The following is a 23,344-nucleotide window of genomic DNA, read 5'->3' on the forward strand; positions in this document are numbered from 1 at the left end:
TTTTGTTACTACCTTTAATACTTATGTTTAAAACACTAGAAGGTTTTGTTTCAGATTTTAGTTCCTGGGTTTGGGATTGGCCCTTATTAATTCTTCTTATAGGAGGCGGAGTTTTTTTTTTAATCTACTCTCGATTTACTCCTTTTTTCTATTTTAAACATGCAATTCAGGTACTAAGTGGTAAATATGATGATGAAAAAGCCCCTGGTCAATTAAATCATTTTCAGGCATTATCTTCTGCTATTGCTGCAACTGTGGGTATGGGGAATATTAGTGGAGTAGCTATAGCAATAGTTGCTGGTGGTCCGGGAGCTGTTTTTTGGATGTGGATTAGTGCTTTGATTGGCATGGCTACCAAATTTTATACCTGTTCACTAGCCGTAATGTATAGATCAGAAGATGATGATGGTAATTTGCTTAGTGGTCCTATGTATGTAATTACTAAAGGACTGGGTCAACAATGGAAACCCCTTGCAATAGTATTCGCATTAGCAGGGTTAGTAGGAACATTGCCAGCATTTACAGCAAATCAACTAACACAAACATTGGTGGATGTGCTGGATTGGAATGATAGTGATAAATGGTATATAGGGTTTTCGTTAGCAGGGGTTGCATCTATTGTTATTCTTGGTGGAATTAAGAGAATTGGTAATGTTGCTAGTAAGTTAGTTCCTTTTATGGTGGTATTATATTTTATAACCGTGATTGCGATTTTGATCATTCAGATGGAGAAAGTACCAGCAATGTTTACCTTAATTTTTTCTGATGCCTTTTCAGGGAAAGCCGTTGCAGGAGGTGCTTTGGGGTATTTGATTAAAACAGGAGTTAAAAGAGCAGCATTTTCTAACGAAGCAGGAATAGGAACTGCACCAATGATGCATGGTGCTGCAAAAACTAATGAACCTATTAGAGAAGGTTTGGTAGCAATGATTGGTCCGGCAATAGATACATTATTGGTGTGTACACTAACCGCTCTGGCCATACTTTCTACCGGAGTATGGCAAAGTACAAACGATAACGGTATCTCATTAACATTAGAAGCTTTTAATACCGTATTACCTTATGGTCTGGGTGATATTGTAGTAATTATTATGGTCTCAGTGTTTGCATTATCTACACTATTCTCTTATTCCTATTATGGAACCACATGCCTAGGGTTTTTAACCAAACCCAAATATGGGAAATACTATAATTACATATACATTCTATCTATTATAATTGCGGCCGTAGTAAAAATAGAATTTGCAATTAATCTTATCGATAGTGCTTTTGCAATCATGGCTATCCCTACTGTTATTTCTGCACTGTTATTGGCTCCAAGAGTAAATAAAATGGCAAAAATATATTTCCAAAAACTAGAAAATAAATCAATATAAAATTTAACAAACGAAAATACTAAGATTCTATTTACGGACTATAAATTCGCTTCTCCTGTTCTTTTGATGTTCTTCCTCAGTACAAGGTACATTATTAGTACAGTCATTTATTAATTTTCTTTCTCCATAGGCTTTTCCTCGAATACGTCGCCAGTAAATCCCACCATTTTCTATAATGTATTTCACAGTGGTTCTCATTCTTTTTACACTTAGTTTTTTATTGTACCAATAACTTGATCTACTATCTGTATGTGATCTAACCTCAATCTTTAGTTCTGGATACTTATTCATTGCAGAAATAATTTTTTGTAATTCTACCTCGGCTTCTGGTTGAATTGAAGAATCATCAATACTAAAATATATAGGTTGAAGTTGTAAAACCTTGGATAAATCATCTCCAATATTGATTCCTACAGAAGTGAGTAATATTTCTGTAGCTTTTATAGGATCAAGTGGTATTGAAATATCATGGCCCAATTCGAAAACATCGGTAGTTTTTAGCACTACGTCTTGCGATATAAACCCATCTAATGATGCAGATACAATATATTCTGTATTACAAGGCACGTCAACGGCGTATTCACCTTGATCGTCTGATGTAGTTTGAACAATTATATTTCCAATGATATCGGTTATGGTAATATTCACATTAGGTAAATTCTCATTCGTATAACTGTTGGTAATATTTCCTTTAATGTATTGTTTACATGAAGTAATTAATTCTTCTGTTTGTTTAAAACTATAAATGTCATCATTCCCTTTGCCCCCTTTTCGATTACTGGCAAAATAACCAATTCGTATATCTTCATTAAGTACAAAACTGAAATCATCTTTTGGACTATTCACAGGTTTTCCCACATTATAAGCAGTATTGTAGATTGATTCCTCTGGGACAGATACAAAAATATCCAACCCTCCCAAACCGACATGTCCATCACTAGAGAAGTATAGTCTTCCACTATTACTTACATACGGGAAAGTTTCTCTACCTTCGGTATTAATACCTTCTCCAAGATTCTCTGGAGTACCAAATCTTCCGTTATCGAGTACATCAACCACAAATAGATCAGATTTACCTAACGAACCGGGCATATCACTGGCAAAATACAGTTTACTTCCATCTGCATTAAGTGAAGGGTGTGATACAGAATATTCATCACTACAAAAAGGTAATTCTTCTATATTTACCCATTTCCCATCTTGTAAAGAAGCTTTGTATAGTTTTAATAAAACAACTCCTTTTTTATTAGTTCCTATTTTATTGTTGGTATAATTGTTACGCGTAAAATAAACTGTTTTTCCATCTTTGCTAAAACTAGTTGAGGATTCATGAAATTTGGTATTAATCTTACCAGGAAGTTTTTTTATGCCTTCTAGACTAATTTGATCTTCTTTTATTGTCGAGGAGAATAAATCCAAAAAAGGCATTTCGTTCCACCCGTGCAGCTTTGAACTATTTGTTTTTTTACTTCTGGATGAAGCAAAAACTATTTGATTTTGATTATTAAAACTTGGGGCATATTCAGAATTTTCAGAATTTATACTCAGGGGGTAAATATTGTATTTTCCCGATTGCATTTCAATAAAATTCAAATAATCTCTCTTGTTGATAAAGGAACGGGCACGTTTATCGTTTCCTGTTAGTGTATTGAACTCATCCATGACCTTGTCAGCTTCGCTATAAAGTTCGATACTTTTTAAACTTTGAGCATATCTAAATAGATATTCTGCATCCAGATCTTTGGGGTATTCTTTAAATAATTTTTTATACCATATAACAGAACCTTCAAGATCACCTGTAAAATAATATGAATCGGCTAATTTACTATAAAGATTTTGTGATGAGTATCCACGTTCTGCTACATCCAGGTAAATCGCACGTGCATCGATGTACTTAAAAGCTTTGAAATTTTGATTTGCTTTAGCAAGAAGTTTATTTTGGTCTTGAGCGTTAAGATTAAAGGATAATGAAAGTATAATAATACATGATTGTATTATGACTCTTTTTTTTAAAATCTGTAAAGAAATTAATTGTTGTACTTCCAAATTGTCCCGATTTTTAATAATAAAAAAATGTTTTCACGGGGTTTTTGAAAACGTAATAGAACTAAATTTAGGAAAAAAACAATTAAAAAGTTAATTCCTTGATGATACTTACTAACGATTTTTTGTAAATAGATGTTAACAAAATAGAGATGAACTCAATTATCTTTTGATCAATTACTTTCTTGTTGAATATTCATCTACCTTTGCATTAAAATTGATTACTATGACTCATAAAGCAGGTTTTGTAAATATTATTGGTAACCCTAATGTGGGGAAGTCTACATTAATGAATGCTTTTATTGGTGAAAAATTATCCATTATTACTTCCAAAGCACAGACTACAAGGCATAGGATTTTGGGTATTGTTAACGGAGATGATTTTCAGGTAATTTTATCTGACACTCCCGGAATAATAAAACCGGCATATGAGTTGCAAGAATCAATGATGGGGTTTGTTAAATCTGCTTTTGAAGATGCCGATGTACTTATTTATATGGTCGAAATAGGTGAAAAAGAACTGAAAGATGAAGCTTTTTTTAATAAAATTAAAAATGCTAAAATTCCGGTGATCTTATTATTAAATAAAATTGATCAATCCAATCAGGAACAATTAGAAGAGCAAGTTCAATTCTGGGCAGAAAAAGTACCTAATGCAGAGTTATATCCAATATCAGCATTAGAAAATTTTAATGTTAGGGAGGTGTTTGATCGTATTGTTGAGCTATTGCCAGTATCTCCGGCATTTTATCCAAAGGATCAACTCACCGATAAACCTGAACGATTTTTTGTAAATGAAGCTATTCGAGAGAAAATCTTACTTTACTATAAAAAAGAAATTCCTTATGCTGTAGAAATTGAGACAGAAGAGTTTTTTGAAGAAGAAAGTATTATTAGAATCCGATCTGTAATTATGGTAGAACGTGATTCTCAAAAAGGAATTATAATTGGTCATAAAGGATCAGCTTTGAAAAAAGTAGGGACAGAAGCACGTAAAGAACTCGAGAAATTTTTTGGCAAAAAAATACATATAGAACTATATGTGAAAATTAATAAAAACTGGCGTAGTAACGAGCGACAATTAAAGCGTTTTGGATATAATCAATAATTCAGCGATTATATAGTATTATTGTTGTTTAAGATGTAATTAGTTGTAAGATAGTGGTTTGTGAGAATTTTGAGGTTTTTGTAAACTATTTTTATGGTAATGCCGTAGTTTGTGTGGTGAATTTTACCGTTTATCGGTTTTATCAATTTTTTCATGGATTTTAGATGGTTTATATTTAATTTCGTCTTCCAAATTTAATGTAAAAACGCCCCAAGCTATGAATACATTTTACTTCTTCACAAACAAACCTATAGTACAAATTAGTAAAGATTTATTCTGGTAATACTAGTAAATAGTTTTGATAAATCATTCTTATCAAAAACATATTTAATTGTGTTATTACCATAAAATTATACTTGGATAATGCGTTTTTTTGAATTTTATAAAAAAAATCAATCTTAAAAACCGTCAAAATGCTCAACAGTTTTAGAAAAAAAGTAACCAAAATTACACTATTCTCTTTTGTGTTAGTTTACGTTTTTACATTCTCTTCGGGGTTTATAGAAGCAGACTATAAAAATAGTGTTGAAGAAAAGACCTCTACAGTTAATACTTGTGATAATCCACTTAATAATGCTTTAGAATATAATGCATTTGTAAGATATGAAACCCATCTTAAAAACGGAGATACGGAAGGCTCCATTGCAATGGGTGGAGACCTCACAATGAAAGGAATTATTACCGTTGCAGCTCATACAGCCGGAATTAATTATTTTAATGGAGATAGTGAAGCTTCTTCTTTGGTGGTTGCAGGAAAGATCATGTATAATTCGGGAGAAGGAATACACCTTAATAAAGGATTTGTCAAAATAGGAGATAGTTATGGATCCTCAGTTTTTGATAGAGACCTTAATAATGCATCTGTAAATACAAGATTAACCTCTGGAGGTTATGAAGCAATTCCAAGAGTACAAGTGCAAAGAAAACAATTGGCAACTTCTGTTGGTCATAGTGATTTAATAGATTTTGAAACTGCGTTTGAAGGATTTGAATCTACATCCTTAGCATTTAGTCTTTTAGACGCTACCTTAGAAGTAGATCAAAACAATAAAATTAATCTTACTTCTGGTCAAGTAAATGTGCTAAATCTTACAGGAAACAAAATTCTTAATATGCCTTACCTAACATTTGAAAATGAGCCAGATGCAAGTACTCCGCTTATTATAAATGTAGACGCATCTGGTGATTTTGAATGGAATGTTTTTAATATCAATAGCATAGGGGATCAGCATGGTAGTTTTATTATCTGGAATTTCTTTAATGCATCATCTGTAACGCTTAAAGGCGGAGGTACTTTAGTAGGTTCTTTATTTGCTCCAAAAGCAGATGTAATTAAGGATTCTTCAGGAAATATAAATGGTCAGGTAATAGCAAAAAACTATTATCATAATCAGGGAGAATTGCATCAGCATGCTTTTAAGGCCTGTATAGATACGCCTTCAACAGTTTGTGAGTTGTCCGTTAACGCTGGAGATGACACAGAAATTTGTCGTGGTCAAAGAGTAACACTTACTGCTTCAATTTCTGATGCATCCATATGTGATGATTGTGAGTCATATAGCATTGAGAATACAGTTCGATGTGGAAAAGGAAATCTTTACGTACTTTGGTTAAAAGATGAAATAAATAATACAATAAAGAGATTTTCTAATGTTGATCTGGAGTGGAAAGAACTAGCTAATGGAACAGCTACTCTAACAGGTACTGTAGTGGATAATGATGATCCTTTGATTACATTAGAAGTTGATGTAACCTATTCTGGAAAAACGATAACAGCACCTGCTGGGAGCCCTAAAAATCACTTTTGTAATTCAGAAAGTACCAGTGGATGGATTTATTATACCGATGTTTCTGGTTCTGTTACTCAGACCGATGGTTCTTGGTCATTTGATATTTCCCGAAGAGGTCCGGCTTTTCAATTGGGTAATGGAGCAAATATAACTGAAGAAGAAGTTGGTAAATATGGAGGGTCTGGTTGGTTTGATACTACAGATAGTAATTTTAATGTAGGAGATTTTAATATTAATATTGGAGAATGTAGTTCTACGGGTAATAGTGATGTAAGTTATTTGTGGTCTACAGGAGCCACTACACCGTCAATTGTGGTTACTGGCCCTGGAACATACACCGTTACTGTTAAGGATTGTGAAGATTGTGAAGCTTCTGATACGGTAGAAGTTCGCACAGGTAATCCACCATCTGTAACTGCTGGAGAGGATCAGCAAATTTGTGCTGGGCAGGAAGTTACGCTCACTGCAGAAGTAGATAAAAATGGAGATTGCTCTACACCAGATGGAATTGCTTATTTGTGGTCTACAGGAGAAACCACAAAAAGTATTACAGTATCTCCAGAGGAAGATACAGAATATATAGTAACTATAAATGATTGTAGATCTTGTGGCGGTGCCACGGATAAAGTGTTAGTTTCTGTTTCTTCTGACTTGTCAATAGATCTTGGAGCAGATGGATTAATATGTTCTGGATTAACTGTAGTGCTTTCTTCACCCATTGATGCCGATTCATATCTTTGGTCAACAGGAGAAACGACTAAATCTATTACCGTGAGAGTATTAGACACAACGGTATATTCTCTTGAAGTAAATAAAGGAGGTTGTGTTGCTTCAGATGAAATAAAGATTTTTACCAGGATTTGTGAAGGAGGAATCTTACCAAGGAACAAAACTGTAGAGGTGTATCCAACCGTTTTAGAACCTACAGGAAATGTGTCATTAAATATGAAATCTAAAACTAATCAAGAGGTTAGAATTTCTATTCATGATCTCTCTGGAGCTGCTGTTGGACCTGTAATTATTAGAAATATGCCTCAGGGAGATGAAACGATAGATGTAAGTCTTACTCAGTTCTCAAAACTTTCTTCAGGAATGTATATCATGAAGATCACTGGAGAAACAGGAACTACCACACAAAGATTGATTATACAGTAGATATTTTAAAATATACTATGTTTTAAAGCCTGCTATAAAATAGCGGGCTTTATGTTTTATATAGAATCCAGATAAGTCATTAATATTCTTAATTTATCCTTAGCATAACGTTAAGGATAAATTTGTTGTTAACATTTGAGGTTTTAATCACATAAAATAACATCAACAATGAAAATTTTTAACAAAACTGCTCTTTTTGCAGCGGTTGTATTAGGGGCATTTAGTTCATGTGACATAGATGATTACCAAGGAGGAGGTGGTAACGGTGGAAATAACAAATTAACGTTTAAAAAAATTGGAGGTTTCAGTAATGGAACAGGAGATGAAGGGTTTGCAGAGATTTCTGCTTTTGATGCCAATACAGGAAAACTGTTTGTAGTGAATCCAAATGATGCAGAACTATCGGTTTGGGATATATCAAATCCTGGAACCCCAATTCAAGGGAGTGATATAGCATTAACAGGTATTCCAAATAGTGTTGCAGTTCATGATGGAATTGTAGCTGTAGCATTAGAAAATGCAACAAATAAACAAGCAAATGGAGTAATTGCAACATATGATTCAGATTCACAAGTATTACTTAATACCTATGAAGCAGGAGCATTACCAGATATGGTCACGTTTAGCCCTAACGGTAAATATATTGTAGCTGCAAATGAAGGAGAACCAGATGATTTGTATGTTAATGACCCAGAAGGCTCAATTACTATAATAGAGGTAGAAAATGGTCAGGTTTTTAATATTGGTTTTACGGCTTTTAATGGTCAGGTGATCGGTAACCATTTTCGTGTATTTGGACCTGGTGCTACTTTAGCACAGGATATAGAACCAGAGTATGTAGCCATTTCTAATGATTCTAAAATGGCATATGTAACGTTACAAGAAAATAACGGAATAGCAATTGTTAATTTACAAACTAAAACAATTACAGATATTATTGGATTAGGTGTGAAGAATTATAATCTAGAAGATAATCAAATAGATGCTAGTGATAAAGATGACATTGTAGGGAATTTTCAAAATTGGCCAGTTTTTGGATTTTATCATCCCGACGCAATTACATTTGCAAAAATAAAAGGAGGAAGATATTTAATAACAGCAAATGAAGGAGATGCTAGAGACTATGACGGTTTTTCTGAAGAAGAAAGAGTAAAGGATCTTACTCTAGATCCTGTGGCTTTTCCAAATGCAGAAACATTACAGTTGGATGAGAATTTAGGAAGACTGAAAACCACTACAGCAAATGGGGATATAGATGGAGATGGTGATTTTGATGAAATTTATGGATATGGAGCAAGGTCATTTACAATATGGTCCACTTCTGGATCTGTTATCTATGATAGCGGAGACCAAATAGGAAAAACTATTTTTGACTTGGATGCGGGAGCATTTAATAATAACGAAGGAGGAGCTGCAGATAAAAGATCTGATGATAAAGGAGCTGAGCCAGAAGCAGTAGAAACATTAAAGGTAGGTAATAAAACATTGTTATTTGTAGGGTTAGAAAGAACAGGAGGAGTAATGATTTATGATATTTCTAATCCATCTCATCCAGAGTTTTTAGAATGGATAAGAGATGATATAGATATTTCTCCAGAAGGATTAACAGTTGTTAGAGCCGAAGATAGCCCTGTAGATAAGGATTTAGTCATTATTACTAATGAGGTTTCTAATACTGTAGCGATTTATGAAATAAGCCAGGAAGACGATTAAATAACATCCATAAAAACTTTGTTGTTTTACAGTAACCAACTTGACCGTATTACTTGGTATATTTGATATAAGTAATTATTTCACTGACTGACTATCAATTATGAAAAGTTCATAGGCCTAAAACATTGGCTTGTGGACTTTTTATTTTTTGGACGACTTTCTAATGATATTGAAATCAAATCAAAATATGTATAGTATTGCTTAAATAAAAAGTCTAATTTTGCAAAAATTTTAGAATAAATATCAATGAGTGGTATAGTAGCAATTGTAGGACGCCCAAATGTTGGCAAATCAACATTCTTTAATCGGTTGATTCAAAGGAGAGAAGCTATAGTAGATGCAGTTAGTGGAGTTACTCGAGATCGTCATTATGGAAAAAGTGATTGGAATGGAGTAGAATTTTCGTTGATAGATACTGGAGGATATGTTGTAGGTAGTGATGATGTTTTTGAGTCTGAAATTGATAAACAAGTAGAGTTGGCAATTGATGAAGCAGATGCTATTATATTTATGGTTGATGTAGAATCCGGAATAACCGGGATGGATGAAGATGTAGCTAATTTACTTCGCAGAGTGAATAAACCAGTTTTTTTAGCTGTAAATAAAGTGGATAATGGTCAAAGGGCAGCAAATGCAGTTGAATTTTATAATCTGGGGCTTGGAGAGTATTATACTATAGCTAGTATTAACGGGAGTGGTACAGGAGAACTTTTGGATGAATTGGTAAAAGCACTACCTGAAAAAGATGAAGATGAAGATGATGAATTACCACGATTTGCAGTGGTGGGAAGGCCTAATGCAGGAAAGTCTTCATTTATTAATGCTCTAATTGGAGAAGATAGGTATATTGTTACTGATATTGCAGGAACTACCCGAGATGCTATTGATACAAAGTATAACCGTTTTGGATTTGAGTTTAATCTTGTAGATACAGCAGGAATTCGACGTAAATCAAAAGTAAAGGAGGATCTTGAATTTTATTCTGTAATGAGATCAGTTCGAGCAATTGAACATAGTGATGTGTGTTTGATCGTTTTGGATGCTACAAGAGGGTTTGATGGGCAGGTACAGAATATTTTCTGGTTAGCAGAGCGTAACCGTAAAGGAGTAGTGATTCTAGTAAATAAATGGGATCTTATAGAGAATAAAGAAAGTAACACTCTTAAAGATTTTGAAAAATATATCCGCAAACAAATAGAACCTTTTACAGATGTTCCTGTTGTATTTATTTCTGCATTAACAAAACAACGATTGTTTAAGGCTATAGAAACTGCTGTAGAGGTATATAAAAATAGATCTAAGAAGATCAAGACAAGTGAATTAAATGATACTCTATTACCAATTATAGAACGTAATCCGCCTCCAGCGTACAAAGGTAAATATGTAAAAATAAAATATATTACACAATTACCTACTCCACAACCGCAATTTGCATTTTTCTGTAACTTACCTCAATATATAAGAGACCCTTACAAGCGTTTTATAGAAAATCAACTTCGTAAAGAATTTGATTTTAATGGAGTTCCAGTTTCAGTATATTTTAGGAAGAAATAAAGTGTTTAATTAGATTGAGGAAGGTAAGAGGATTTTAATTTTTGTTATTCTAAAGCTGTTCTTTTATTTTGAGCAATTGGCCTTTGATAGATTCTAATTTCCGGATAATGTCAAAACTATCTAAGGTTTCTTGTTTTTGTTCTTTAAGATGGATCTTAGCACCTTCTAGTGTAAACCCTCGTTCCTTTACCAAATGATATATTAATTCGAGATTTTTAATATCTTCTGGAGTGAATTTTCTATTACCCTTAGCATTTTTTTTAGGTTTTATGATATCAAATTCTTTTTCCCAAAAACGGATTAACGAGGCATTTACATCAAATGCTTCTGCTACTTCTCCGATACCATAATACATTTTTTTTGGTAAGTCTACATACATAATAGTTATTCTTTTTGTTGTGTAAAACTTCCGTCATCTTCAAAAATCAGCTTACTTTCAGGAAAATCTTTTTCGGTAAGTTGTTTAATTTCCTTTAAAGCCCTCTTTTTGTCATCTAAAAAAGGATAGACCTCGTCTATCTGTTTAGCAGAATGCAACATTCCTTTTATAAAATCACCATCAGAATTAATTTCAATTTCTGCTATAGGTGCATACCCCTTAATTCCACTTAAATTAAATCTCGAATAGGTGCAAAAATTACCCAGACTGTATGCAATAAATTTATTTTTATACACTTCAAATGCTCTGGAAACATGTGGTCCATGCCCTAAAATAATATCAGCGCCTACATCAATCAGCGTATGAGCAAAACGATAAACATCTCCACGATCTTCTCCATAAAATCGCTCTGTCTTTCTAGGCACATGAGTGTGATCAGAACCCTCGGCACCGCCATGAAAAGAAACAATCACAATATCTACTTTCTCTTTGAGCTCAGTTACGATTTTTTTTGCATTGGTTAAGTTATGAATTTTTATGCAATCTTTATTGGGGGCAAATGCACAAAATCCATATTTAATTCCATTTTTTTCAAAAATAGTAGAAGGTTGAGCAAATACACCTGCATAGGCAATGTTATGTTTTTCGAGTGTTTTTGAAGTGTTTTTTATACCTATTTCTCCAAAATCCCCAATATGATTATTTGCAATGCTCATGACATCAAATCCTGTTTCTTCGAGATATTTTCCAAAGTACTCGGGAGATCTAAAGGAGTAACATTTTGATGGATCAGAACAGCGCTTTGCATTCTCTCCTTCATCCGTAAGTGTACCTTCCAGATTACCAAATAGAATATCAGCTTTAGTGAGAATTGAGTTTACATCATCAAAAGGTCCTTTTCCGTCAGGAGGTAGATAACTATTATTAGGGAAGTCGGTTCCCATCATAATATCACCAACGGCCATAATTTTAATAGTTTTGGATTTTGCAAGTTTCAATTGAGTGTTCTCAACTATAACAGACATCGAATCCAATACTTCTTTTGAATATTTTTGTGCTTGAATAGTAAAACAGAAGCCAAAAATTAAGACAAGAAGAAGTAATTTGCGCATAGAGGTTAGTCTAAGGTTTCGTTAATTAGATTAGAAGCTTTAAGCATTTCACTGAATTCTTCAGAAGTTAAACTTCCGTAGTAAAAATTACGAGGATTAATACGTTCACCATCTTTGAAAATCTCATAATGTAGATGTGGTGCTACAGATCTTCCTGTGCTTCCTACATATCCAATAACATCTCCACGTTTTACTGTTTGACCCTTTTTTACATTGTATTTACTTAGGTGGGCATATAGACTAACATAGTTAAAACCATGATCAATACGTATATGTCTTCCGTATCCAGTAGAATTAGCATCAGCACGCGTAACAACACCATTACCAGAGGCATAGATAGGAGTACCAGTATTAGCAGAAAAATCCATACCATAATGAAATTTTCTTGCTTTCGTAAAAGGGTCACTCCTCCATCCGTAACCAGAAGCCATACGTCTTAAATCAGAATTACGTATGGGTTGAATAGCTGGTATGGTAGCTAGTAATTCTTCTTTTTGTTCTGCCAAAGTTGCAATTTCATCTAGAGATTTAGATTGAACAACAATTTGTTTGGTTAATTTGTCAATTCGCTCACTACTCTTAATAATAATATCAGAATTATTAAATCCTTCTAGATTCTTATATCGATTTACTCCTCCAAATCCAGCATTCCTAAGTTCTTCTGGGATAGGATTAGCGCCGAAATAAAGGCGATAAATATTGTCATCACGTTCTGCGATTTCTTTTAATATAACTTCATCACGTTTCAATCGTTGATTCATTAAATCATATTGAAGTTGCATGTTCTCTAATTCTCTTTTGTATGCTTTTTCTTTAGGAGTTTCTAATTGAGGAATGTTAAGATAAATTAAGAGAAGGACAAAACCAGCTAAAAAAGAACCGATAACCCCTAATGCAGCAATACCAAATTTGCGACCTTTCTTTTGCTCTATTCTGCGATAAGAAAGAGTCTCACTATCATAGTAATATTTAACCTTTGACATAATCTAAAATATGCTATTTTTGCAGGATATCAACCAATATGTAGTTCTTAAAGAACCTAAACACAGCAACAAATATAGTAAAATGTTATAAAGTCAGGAAAAAACTGACAAATATCGGTTGAGTATCTTTTTTACGAAAGTGATTTAATATGTTGGTTATGAGTAAAAAAGGTGTTTTTTTGATTAGTATAATAATATTCAGATTTAGAATTTATAAAATTTAAAAGCGTGAAATCCCAAGAAGTAAGAAATCAATTTTTAGAGTTTTTTGAATCAAAAAAACATAGCATTGTAGCCTCAGCACCAATGGTGATTAAGGATGACCCTACATTGATGTTTACCAATGCTGGGATGAACCAATTTAAAGAGTTTTTTCTGGGGAATGGTATTCCGAAAAATAATCGTTTAACAGATACCCAAAAATGTTTACGAGTAAGCGGTAAACATAACGACTTAGAAGAAGTTGGTATGGACACGTATCATCATACGATGTTCGAGATGCTAGGGAATTGGAGTTTTGGTGATTATTTTAAGAAAGAAGCCATTCAGTGGGCTTGGGAATTGTTGACCGATGTTTATGGTATAGATAAAGATATACTCTATGTTTCTGTTTTTGAAGGAGCAAAAGACGAAAATCTTGAGATGGATCAGGAGGCTTATGATTTATGGAAAGACATTGTTCCTGAAGATCGAATCATCATGGGAAATAAAAAAGATAATTTCTGGGAAATGGGTGATCAGGGACCTTGCGGACCTTGTTCTGAGATTCATGTTGATATACGTTCTGCAGAAGATAAAGCTAAGGTTTCTGGTCGTGATTTAGTCAATGCAGATCACCCACAGGTTGTAGAAATATGGAATCTGGTTTTTATGCAATATAATAGGAAGGCCAACGGATCTTTAGAAAAACTGCCATCCCAGCATGTGGATACAGGAATGGGATTCGAACGCCTGTGTATGGTATTGCAAGGAGTGAAATCGAATTATGATACTGATGTTTTTACTCCTTTAATCAGAGAGATTGAAACAATTACAAATTCTACATATGATAAAGATAGCTTACCAACTGATGAAGAAGGAAAAGTTAGTGTGGCGATTAGAGTGATAGCCGATCATGTTAGAGCGGTGTCATTTTCTATTGCAGATGGTCAATTGCCTAGTAATAATGGAGCTGGTTATGTAATTCGTAGAATTTTACGAAGAGCTATTCGATATGGTTTTACTTTTTTAAACACAAAAGAACCATTTATCTATAAATTGGTTGAAACATTAAGTAAGCAAATGCGTGATGCTTTTCCAGAATTAAAAACGCAAAAGAATTTAATCGTTAATGTAATTAAAGAAGAAGAACAATCTTTTTTAAGAACCTTAGATCAAGGGTTGGTATTATTAGACAATGTTATTAAAGAAACTAAGGGTAAAATTATTTCTGGAGAAAAGGCCTTTGAATTATATGACACCTTTGGTTTTCCTATTGATTTGACAGCTTTAATCTTAAGTGAACAAGGTTATGAATTGGACGAAAAAGGGTTTAAAGCAGAACTTCAAAAACAAAAAGATAGATCAAGAGCTGCTTCTCAAGTTTCTGCAGGAGACTGGGAAGTATTGTTAGAAGGTACAGAAGAAGAGTTTATAGGGTATGATCATCTTACTACAGAAGTAAAACTTACAAGATATCGTAAAGTGAAGAGTAAGAAAGATGGAGAATTGTATCAATTGGTCTTCAATAAAACTCCGTTTTATCCAGAAGGAGGAGGGCAAGTTGGTGATAAAGGGTATCTAGAGGTGCCTAATGGAGATGTGGTATATATTATTGACACTAAAAAAGAGAATAATCTGATCATTCATTTTACTAAAAATTTACCAAAACATCTTGATAAGACATTAACAGCAGTGGTGGATGAAAAACAACGATCCAGATCTGCGTCTAATCATACAGCAACACACCTTATGCACCAGGCTTTAAGAACGGTTCTAGGAACGCATGTAGAGCAAAAAGGGTCAATGGTACATAGTGGTAGTCTGCGTTTTGACTTTTCTCATTTTGCAAAAGTATCAATAGAAGAACTCAAAGAAGTTGAAGATTTTGTAAATGCTAGGATCAGAGAACAACTTCCTTTACAAGAGCAACGAGGAATTTCATATGATCAGGCAATATCAGAAGGAGCTATTGCCTTATTTGGAGAGAAGTATGGAGATAAAGTAAGAGCTATACGATTTGGAGAATCCATGGAATTGTGTGGAGGTACCCATGTTAAAAACACTGGTAGTATTTGGCATTTTAAAATTACTTCAGAAAGTGCAATTGCAGCAGGGATTCGTAGAATTGAGGCAATTACAGGAGATGCGGCAAAAGAATATTTTACATCTCAATCAGAGGCATATGGAAAAGTGGTTTCAGTGCTTAAGACTAAGGATCCTATAAAAGCAATCACGTCACTTCAAGATGAAAATACAACGCTAAAAAAACAAATAGAAGCACTTCTTAAGGATAAGGCAAAAAACTTAAAAGGAGAGCTTAAATCAGAATTTGCAAATGTACAGGGAATTCAATTCTTAGCTAAGAAAGTTGATTTGGACGCTGCCGGAATTAAGGACTTGTCTTTCGAACTTGGTAGTGAATTAGACAATGTGTTTATAGTGTTTGGTACAGAACAAAACGGTAAAGCGTTACTGTCTTGCTATATTTCTAAAAATCTTGTAGAGGCACGACAATTAAATGCAGGTCAGGTCGTTCGTGAATTGGGTAAATATATCCAAGGCGGTGGCGGTGGGCAACCATTTTTTGCAACTGCTGGAGGCAAAAACCCTTCAGGGATAGGAGAGGCATTAGATAATGCCAAACAATATTTAGGATAATAATAAGAGCTTATCCCTTTTTAATTGTTAAGGAGTGAAGTGAAGAGTTTATGAAACTACAAACCAAAATACGATTACAATCTCAGGAACCTAAAATTGATTATAAATCAGAAGTAGTATTGTTGGGGTCCTGTTTTGCAGAGAATATTGGAGAAAAATTTGAGTATTTTAAATTCAAAAATAAAATAAATCCTTTTGGAATTTTGTTTCATCCAAAAGCCATTGAAACATTTCTCTGGATGGCTACTCAGGGAGAAAAGTATACCAAAACGGATTTGTTTTTTAGTAATGAACAATGGCATTGTTTTGATGCACATTCTTCCTTAAGTAATTCTAATCAGGATTTGTTACTTTTTGAATTAAATGATGCATTGGTTCATACACGAGCTAATATAAAATCGGCAACTCATATTTTCATAACACTGGGTACGGCTTGGGTATATCGTTTAAAATCATTGGATATGATTGTGGCAAATTGCCATAAAATTCCGCAAAGAGAATTTGAAAAAGAACTTTTGTCAATTGATGAGATAGATCAGTGCCTTCAAAATTGTATACATCTTGTAAAAAGTCTTAATCCAGAGGTGCAAATTATTTTTACCGTTTCTCCAGTACGTCATAGTAAAGATGGATTTGTAGAGAATAATAGAAGTAAATCTCATTTAATAGCTTCTATACATCATATAATAGATGATAATAAAAACCTGCGGTATTTTCCTTCTTATGAGATTATGATGGACGAGCTAAGAGATTATAGGTTTTATGATACCGATATGATTCACCCCAGTGCCTTAGCAATTCAATATATTTGGGAGCGATTTTCATCGATATGGATTTCCGAAAAAACTACTCATACGATGAGTAAGGTAGAGGAAATTAAAAAAGGAATGTCACATAGACCTTTTAATCCAGAAAGCGAACAGCACCATAATTTTTTAGAGCAATTAGAGTATAAAAAATACCAACTTCAAGAACAGTACCCATTCATGGATTTTTAAAAGTGTTTATGCGATGGTTAAGTTCTTATTGATGATTTCTAGTCCGCTATCTATTAAATGGCTAATATTAGGTTTTTTAGATTTTATTGCTTCCAGATGCTTTAGGGTTTGTGCTGCAAATTTAGCATCTTTTTCATATATCAATTCATAAATCTCTAAAGGAAGTAACCAGTCATTAGAATGGTCTTTTTCTAAAATTTCGAATACCGCTTCCAATGAAAATCTAGTATTTTTACCTTCTCTGATGTTTTTGACAGATTGATATAAAGAGTGTAGTTCTGTTTGAGCTTGAGAATAAGTGCGTTTAGTACTGACCGAGGAGGCTTTATGGGTAACCAGATCGAATGAGTGATCATCGGCAGGGCCAGAAAAAGCAGATACAATTTCGTTTCCTACTGCAAGATCAAATGTTCCCCAATCGGGTTTAAAAAGATATTCTCCTTTATACTTTATTGTACATTCGCTAAATTGAATTAAAATCAATTCTCCTTTTATGTTTCGCATACCTGTGATGTTGTTTCCGGCAACGGTAATTCCACTTTCAAATTCAAATTCGATATATTCTCCATCATAAAAATTGTAAGCTTTTAAATCTCGGGGAGACATGTTTTCTATTGCGAGATTGATTCCTTTGAGCTTACCAATCGGTGATCTGAAACCATTAGGATGAGCATCAATTCCATGACTTATAAGTTCTTTTTCTCTAAATGAAAGAGCAGTTTCTCCTTTCGTTTCAAAATAAATTACCTCATTATCTTCATTTTTGATCATTCGGGTAAAAGTCCCTGAAACCTGTAGTCCTGTGCTTAATTCTATAGTGCCCAGATTCTCAGATTCTATAAGCTTAGCAAGTCCTCTATGGCCTCCTTTTCGTAGCGCCATAGTATCTGCAAATTCTTCTAAGACTTGACATAAGTATGCAAAATCTGGAGTAACAAACAGTTGAGGTTGAGGTTTTGTAATATCAAAATCCTGAAATGCAGCATCTGGAGAATACGGTATTTTTTCCACCTGATCAGTCATACACCATTCGCTTTCACCAATAGAAGATAGTAGGCCTGCTCCATATATTTTTGGATTATCTGTTGTGCCAATTAACCCATATTCTACAGTCCACCAATGCAGATTACGTATTAATGCCATTTCAGAAGGAGTCTCTTTTTGATTCTGCAATTGTTCGATCTTTTTTTCAGCATTTTGGATATCTTTTGGATCGGTATCATATGCCTCTTTTAAAATTGAAAGCTCACGCACCGCTTCATACATATCATAATCTTTTTTAGAAGAAATAGCTTTACAACCAATTTTTCCAAAACGACGAAGGTATTCTGCATAATCTGGATTAGCAATTATGGGAGCATGTCCTGCAGCCTCATGAATTATATCGGGAGCAGGAGTGTATTCTATATTTTCAAGTTGACGGATATCAGAAGCAATAACAAGAATATTATAGGCTTGAAACTCCATAAAAGCATTAGGAGGTATAAAACCATCAACAGCCACAGCTGCCCAACCTATTTCTTTAAGAATTCTATTCATACCATACATGCTCGGAATTTCATCAGTAGAGATACCGGTCTTTTTTAATCCATTTAAGTAAGAATCATGAGCTGCTTTTCGAAGCGAAGTGATGTTTTTTCGCATAACATATCTCCATACTGCCTGATCAATTGGAGTATACTCTTCATAATTTTGTGGTTTTATGAATTGTTTTAAATGCTCTGGAAGCCTTTCAATTAGGGGGTTAGATACTATATTTTGAGACATAGAAAAAAAATATTTTTGATCAAGACAATTTAAATGGGAAATTAATAGTTTTATTTTGATATCGATACCAATAGTAGCGAGTTTTATTTTAGAATAAGAATTTGGTGATTTTGAGTATTATTTTTCTGTTAATTTTAAATAGATTTTAATCTTTTTTAAGTTAATAAAATAGAAAGGGTAGGGTATTTGGTAGATAAATTGTTTTATATTAATACAGAAAGAACAAATTGTAAACCAGATAACCTTCTATATGATTTTTGAGAAAATCATATAGAATAAAGAGAATAAAGGCATTTATCTGTTTTAATTGTTAAGTTTTAGAATTTAAAATAGCTAAGATAACTTTGTGTTCTTCTTATTATAGTTAAATTTGTTTTTATTACATAAAAATATATAGTTGTGAGATTTAAGCTGATAGTATTAGGATTGATTTTTACGTTAGGAACAATAAATGCTCAAGTTAGTAACGAGGGTACACCTTTTAGCTGGAGTATGCAGACCAAAAAAAGTATTGTTCCTACATTAATGAAAAGCTTTGATTTGAATAAGCTTAAGGTTGAAGATGCTAAGAATGATAAAAATAAGTCACTTCCCTGGAGATTTGGATATGAACTCAAAGTAGATCTGAATCTTAAGAATTCTGGAGTTTGGGATAAATTAGAAAACGGAGATAGAATTTGGAGACTTAATATCATATCTAAAGAAGCAAAATCAATAAGCTGTATTTTTGATACTTATAAAATACCAAGAGGTGCGACTTTATATATTTATAATAATGATAGAACAGATCTGTTAGGAGCTTATACTAATATTTTTAACAGGCCTGACCAAAAATTAGGTACTTGGCCTGTAATGGGAAGTAATGTTTGGTTAGAGTATTATGAGCCTTCTTCAGTTGTGGGACAAGGTGAATTGAGTATTTCCAAAATTATACATGGATATCGTACTATTGGCGATGCTAAAATTACACAAAAGTTAAATACATCGGGAGATTGTAATCAGGACGTTGATTGTACAGTCGGTAGTGATTTTGATCCGATAAAAGAAAGATTAAAGCATTCTGTAGCATTTATCGTTATGCAAGGGTTTGTGTGTACAGGAACCTTAATCAACAATACTAGTAATGATAAAGCTCCATATTTTTTAACAGCGAATCATTGTAATGCAGGAGATGAGGCTACATGGGCGTTTCGTTTTAATTGGATTAGCCCGGATCCTTCTTGTGGGACTGTTTTAAATAGTCCTGATGCTACTGTAGAACAAACAACTAGTGGGGCTACTCGAAGAGCGTCTAATCCAGAGTCAGATTTTAAATTATTAAGCTTGGACGGTGGTTTGGATCCATCCTGGGATTTAGAATGGGCTGGTTGGGATAGAAGAAATATAGCTTCAGGTTTTGCAGTAGGTATTCATCACCCTTCTGGGGATATTATGAAGGTGTGTAGAGAAGATAAAGTACTTACTGATATTAAGACAGATATTGGAGGTATCCCGGATCCGGTGGATTCTTGGAGAGTAGAGGATTGGGATATAGGTGTTACAGAAGGAGGGTCTTCTGGGTCAGCTCTTTTTAATCCAGAAGGAAGAATTGTAGGACAGCTTGCCGGTGGTGGAGCTGCTTGTGCAGGTACAGATGATAATGGTCTTTCAGATTTTTATGGTAGATTCAATATCTCTTGGGATTTTGGAAATTCCGATTCAAATAGACTTTCTAATTGGTTGGATCCAACAAATACAGGTAGAGAAACTCTGGATATGCTCTCGGTAGAAGGAGAGGGTACAGTTACTCCACCAGTTGTTACACCTCCGGAAGAGGAAGAAGAGGTAGTTGTCTTTTTTGATACAGAAAAAGCTGTAATTACAATTGCTAATGGTCCAGAAGACGTTTTAGAGTATATCATTTATAATATTTCTGGACAGCGTATCGGTTCAGGTCAATTATCTTTAGAAAAAGAAGATATTGATATGAATGATAGGTCATCTGGATTGTATTTTGTTTATGTTAAAAACGCAACGAATGGGACTTCGTTTACAAGAAAAGTAATTGTAAGTCAGCGATTATAAACTCCAGGTGTTAATTCATCATATTATTCTTTGGGCTTTTTTATCCCAGAGAATAATATCTTTTTCGTTTCATCTTTTAAGAATAAAGAATCTTCAGTAATGATTCTAACCTTAGATTGAATTAATGTTTTGAAAAATTCTTGTTCTAATTTAGCATTTTCTTCACAATACATTTTTGTAGCAATAGGATAGCCAAAAGAGATGTCTTCTTTATCTATGGTGTATTTGGATGAAAAAGTATTGCATCCAGAATTTCCAGTAGCAGAATTACGTTTTTCATCAAACGTAATATATAATTTCTTGTTGGAAATATCATTTCCGTTAAGCGTGGCAATCAAAAAAGTAATTTCCTGATCAGTTTGGCTCTCTTCTTCTTGATGATTAGCTGTTTTCTTTTTTTCATTACAAGTGTTAGTGTTAGAAAATAGTAGAGAGAATAAAATAATTACTAGATATTTCATGAGAATCAGGTTTTTATGATTTCTATGACCAAAATTATGCCATTTAAAGTGGTAAATTAATGATAATCTTGGTTTTTAATCGTAAAAAGATATGTTATATGAGATTAAAATTTATTTTTGATAGGGAAAAATGTAAATATCTTCTAATGAAATGAATGTGATTGTGATTTTCATCTATAGATAAATAAATAAAAACAAATGAAACCCGAAAGTAGAAAGCAAGAAATTATTAATGCTGCATCAATCCTCTTTACAGAGAAAGGATATAGCGCTGTTACCATGAGAGATCTGGCAAAAGCTATGGGTATTAAAGCAGCAAGTTTGTATAACCATATACAATCAAAACAAGAGATTTTATCTACTATTATCATAGATCTTGCAGAAGAATTTACGACAGGAATGAATCAAATCATAAACTCTGATGTAGGCTCAATTCAAAAGTTAGAAAATATTATCAGTTTGCACGTAGATGTTACTTTGCGTAATGCAGATGGACTAGGTTCTCTTAATAGTGATTGGATGCATCTCGAAGAAGAAAATCTTATATATTTCGAGAAAATGCGACATGATTATGAAGAGAATTTTAGGAATATAGTCAAAAAGGGAGTTGAAAAAGGAGAGATTAAACCGTATAATATCGAGATTATGGTGTTTTCTACACTGTCTACTTTAAGAACATTGTATTTGTGGTATCCAAATCAAAAAAATATCGATTCTGATATATTAAAACGTGATATGATATCAGTACTCCTTAAAGGAGTTGTATAGTGTTTGTTTTTTTGAGGATTTAAAATTAACATATAATTATTTGTGATTCAAACTAACAATCGTTAGTTTTGTTTAACTATAACGATATAGTTAAATTAGAGTATGACTGATTTTTATCCCATAAAAGTTTCTGAATTGAATAAAGAAACTAAGGACTGTACTTCGATAACTTTTGATGTACCAGAAGCGCTCAAAGATAAATTCGTTTATAAACAAGGACAACATCTTACGCTCAAGACAACCATAAATGGAGACGAGGTTAGACGTTCCTATTCTTTATGTTCTAGTCCAGTTGAAAATAAGTGGCAAGTGGCTGTTAAAAGGATTAATGGAGGTCTGTTTTCAAATTTTGCAAATAATGTTTTAAAAGTAGGAGATGTCATAGAGATTATGCCTCCTGTTGGAAACTTTTATGTAGAGATTAACCCTTCTAGACCTAAAAATTATATTGTTTTTGCAGCAGGAAGTGGTATTACTCCAATATTGTCGATTATAAAGACACATTTGATATCAGAACCAAATAGTACTTTCAAGCTATTTTATTTGAATCAAAACGTTAAATCAATTATCTTTAAAGAAGAGATTGAAGCACTTAGAAATACATATTTTGGTAGGCTAGAGATATTTTACTTTTTGACCAAAGAGCAACGAGATATTCCGTTACTCAATGGAAGATTTACAGCAGAAAAAATACAAGAACTCGCAGATAAGATAATTGATATTTCTAGTGTTGATGAATGTTTTGTTTGTGGACCTGAGGAAATGATATTCTTGATTAGAGATGAGTTGGTGGGCGCAGGACTGAGTAAAGAAAAAATTCATTATGAGTTGTTCTTTTCTGGAGCTACTGATGAGGATAAGAAAAAAGTAGCAGAAGTGCTGGATCATAAGTTTGATGGAACCGAAGTTACAATCATAGATGGAGGAAAGGAATTTCACTTTGCTATGGATGATGATCACGATAATATTTTGGATGGAGCTTTGGCTTCTGGAGCAGATCTTCCTTTTGCTTGTAAAGGAGGTGTATGTAGTACATGTAAATGTAAAGTTATTGAAGGAGAGGTACAAATGAAAGTAAATTATGCATTAGAAGAAGACGAAGTCGCCAAAGGCTTGGTTTTATCTTGTCAGGCAGTACCTACTACAGAAAAAGTAGTTGTTGATTTTGATGTTTAGAATCCTTGTTTGTAAATAAAAACAAAGATGAAGAGTAT

General features: G+C 33.4%; 16 protein-coding genes. 10 read left to right on the forward strand and 6 right to left on the reverse strand.

Translation table 11 applies throughout. The features are described 5' to 3' along the window. Window positions 1–23: 23 nt before the first annotated feature. Complete coding sequence (locus tag PQF96_RS25725) at window positions 24–1,376, forward strand: alanine/glycine:cation symporter family protein (protein WP_271769677.1); 1,353 nt, start codon at window positions 24–26, stop codon at window positions 1,374–1,376. 27 nt (window positions 1,377–1,403) lie between these two features. Here the strand turns inward: PQF96_RS25725 and PQF96_RS25730 are convergent, their stop codons facing one another. Then, on the reverse strand, window positions 1,404–3,422 hold the full coding sequence (locus tag PQF96_RS25730; RefSeq protein ID WP_271769680.1) for an OmpA family protein: 2,019 nt from the start codon (window positions 3,420–3,422) through the stop codon (window positions 1,404–1,406). A 223-nt stretch (window positions 3,423–3,645) separates the two neighbouring features. Between PQF96_RS25730 and era the strand changes: the two genes are divergently transcribed. The 4 genes from era (at window position 3,646) to der (ending at window position 10,739) form a co-directional block, all read left to right on the forward strand. Continuing rightward, window positions 3,646–4,527 (forward strand): GTPase Era, encoded by an 882-nt coding sequence (era, locus tag PQF96_RS25735; RefSeq protein ID WP_109433890.1) that lies wholly within the window; start codon window positions 3,646–3,648, stop codon window positions 4,525–4,527. Window positions 4,528–4,940: 413 nt separating this feature from the next. Further along, entirely contained in the window at window positions 4,941–7,472 is a 2,532-nt protein-coding gene (locus tag PQF96_RS25740; protein ID WP_271769682.1) for a collagen-binding domain-containing protein, read from the forward strand. 168 nt (window positions 7,473–7,640) lie between these two features. Next, window positions 7,641–9,185: a choice-of-anchor I family protein gene (locus PQF96_RS25745; RefSeq protein ID WP_271769685.1), complete on the forward strand. Its 1,545-nt coding sequence runs from the start codon at window positions 7,641–7,643 to the stop codon at window positions 9,183–9,185. A 246-nt stretch (window positions 9,186–9,431) separates the two neighbouring features. Continuing rightward, on the forward strand, window positions 9,432–10,739 hold the full coding sequence (gene der, locus PQF96_RS25750; protein ID WP_109433887.1) for a ribosome biogenesis GTPase Der: 1,308 nt from the start codon (window positions 9,432–9,434) through the stop codon (window positions 10,737–10,739). Window positions 10,740–10,788: 49 nt separating this feature from the next. On the opposite strand, the gene PQF96_RS25755 is transcribed toward der, so the two are convergent. From PQF96_RS25755 to PQF96_RS25765, 3 genes are read right to left on the reverse strand one after another with little or no spacing between them, the layout of a single operon-like run. Beyond that, on the reverse strand, window positions 10,789–11,118 hold the full coding sequence (locus PQF96_RS25755; RefSeq protein WP_109433886.1) for a MerR family transcriptional regulator: 330 nt from the start codon (window positions 11,116–11,118) through the stop codon (window positions 10,789–10,791). A 5-nt stretch (window positions 11,119–11,123) separates the two neighbouring features. Further along, a complete protein-coding gene (locus PQF96_RS25760; protein WP_109433885.1) occupies window positions 11,124–12,230 on the reverse strand; it encodes a CapA family protein in 1,107 nt (368 codons plus the stop codon). A 5-nt stretch (window positions 12,231–12,235) separates the two neighbouring features. Next, entirely contained in the window at window positions 12,236–13,213 is a 978-nt protein-coding gene (locus PQF96_RS25765) for a M23 family metallopeptidase (protein ID WP_109433884.1), read from the reverse strand. Between the two features lie 228 nt (window positions 13,214–13,441). On the opposite strand from PQF96_RS25765, the gene alaS reads away from it, so the two are divergent. Both alaS and PQF96_RS25775 read left to right on the forward strand, forming a co-directional pair. Beyond that, window positions 13,442–16,072 carry an alanine--tRNA ligase gene (alaS, locus tag PQF96_RS25770; RefSeq protein WP_271769689.1) on the forward strand — a complete coding sequence of 877 codons (2,631 nt, stop codon included), beginning with the start codon at window positions 13,442–13,444 and terminating at the stop codon, window positions 16,070–16,072. 50 nt (window positions 16,073–16,122) lie between these two features. Beyond that, window positions 16,123–17,070, forward strand: a complete 948-nt coding sequence (locus tag PQF96_RS25775) for a GSCFA domain-containing protein (RefSeq protein WP_109433882.1) — start codon at window positions 16,123–16,125, stop codon at window positions 17,068–17,070. A gap of 6 nt (window positions 17,071–17,076) precedes the next feature. Here PQF96_RS25775 and PQF96_RS25780 read toward each other — a convergent pair whose 3' ends face one another. Next, window positions 17,077–18,837 (reverse strand): aromatic amino acid hydroxylase, encoded by a 1,761-nt coding sequence (locus PQF96_RS25780; RefSeq protein ID WP_271769692.1) that lies wholly within the window; start codon window positions 18,835–18,837, stop codon window positions 17,077–17,079. A gap of 399 nt (window positions 18,838–19,236) precedes the next feature. Between PQF96_RS25780 and PQF96_RS25785 the strand changes: the two genes are divergently transcribed. After that, window positions 19,237–20,901: a T9SS type A sorting domain-containing protein gene (locus PQF96_RS25785; RefSeq protein WP_271769694.1), complete on the forward strand. Its 1,665-nt coding sequence runs from the start codon at window positions 19,237–19,239 to the stop codon at window positions 20,899–20,901. Between the two features lie 23 nt (window positions 20,902–20,924). Here the strand turns inward: PQF96_RS25785 and PQF96_RS25790 are convergent, their stop codons facing one another. Then, window positions 20,925–21,362, reverse strand: a complete 438-nt coding sequence (locus PQF96_RS25790) for an META domain-containing protein (RefSeq protein WP_271769697.1) — start codon at window positions 21,360–21,362, stop codon at window positions 20,925–20,927. 198 nt (window positions 21,363–21,560) lie between these two features. On the opposite strand from PQF96_RS25790, the gene PQF96_RS25795 reads away from it, so the two are divergent. Both PQF96_RS25795 and paaE read left to right on the forward strand, forming a co-directional pair. Further along, complete coding sequence (locus PQF96_RS25795) at window positions 21,561–22,130, forward strand: TetR/AcrR family transcriptional regulator (protein ID WP_109433878.1); 570 nt, start codon at window positions 21,561–21,563, stop codon at window positions 22,128–22,130. A 102-nt stretch (window positions 22,131–22,232) separates the two neighbouring features. Continuing rightward, complete coding sequence (gene paaE / locus PQF96_RS25800; protein ID WP_271769700.1) at window positions 22,233–23,306, forward strand: 1,2-phenylacetyl-CoA epoxidase subunit PaaE; 1,074 nt, start codon at window positions 22,233–22,235, stop codon at window positions 23,304–23,306. Window positions 23,307–23,344 lie beyond the last annotated feature (38 nt).

The sequence above is a fragment of the Aquimarina algiphila genome (assembly GCF_947494415.1).
Taxonomy (GTDB): Bacteria; Bacteroidota; Bacteroidia; order Flavobacteriales; family Flavobacteriaceae; genus Aquimarina; species Aquimarina algiphila.

Coding starts and splice junctions, on each gene's coding strand:
- PQF96_RS25755 (WP_109433886.1), bottom strand. CDS start 11,118: ATGTATGTAGACTTACCAAAAAAAATGTATTATGGTATCGGAGAAGTA.
- PQF96_RS25740 (WP_271769682.1), top strand. CDS start 4,941: ATGCTCAACAGTTTTAGAAAAAAAGTAACCAAAATTACACTATTCTCT.
- paaE (WP_271769700.1), top strand. CDS start 22,233: ATGACTGATTTTTATCCCATAAAAGTTTCTGAATTGAATAAAGAAACT.
- PQF96_RS25775 (WP_109433882.1), top strand. CDS start 16,123: ATGAAACTACAAACCAAAATACGATTACAATCTCAGGAACCTAAAATT.
- PQF96_RS25725 (WP_271769677.1), top strand. CDS start 24: ATGTTTAAAACACTAGAAGGTTTTGTTTCAGATTTTAGTTCCTGGGTT.
- PQF96_RS25795 (WP_109433878.1), top strand. CDS start 21,561: ATGAAACCCGAAAGTAGAAAGCAAGAAATTATTAATGCTGCATCAATC.
- PQF96_RS25765 (WP_109433884.1), bottom strand. CDS start 13,213: ATGTCAAAGGTTAAATATTACTATGATAGTGAGACTCTTTCTTATCGC.
- PQF96_RS25790 (WP_271769697.1), bottom strand. CDS start 21,362: ATGAAATATCTAGTAATTATTTTATTCTCTCTACTATTTTCTAACACT.
- PQF96_RS25760 (WP_109433885.1), bottom strand. CDS start 12,230: ATGCGCAAATTACTTCTTCTTGTCTTAATTTTTGGCTTCTGTTTTACT.
- der (WP_109433887.1), top strand. CDS start 9,432: ATGAGTGGTATAGTAGCAATTGTAGGACGCCCAAATGTTGGCAAATCA.
- era (WP_109433890.1), top strand. CDS start 3,646: ATGACTCATAAAGCAGGTTTTGTAAATATTATTGGTAACCCTAATGTG.
- PQF96_RS25780 (WP_271769692.1), bottom strand. CDS start 18,837: ATGTCTCAAAATATAGTATCTAACCCCCTAATTGAAAGGCTTCCAGAG.
- PQF96_RS25745 (WP_271769685.1), top strand. CDS start 7,641: ATGAAAATTTTTAACAAAACTGCTCTTTTTGCAGCGGTTGTATTAGGG.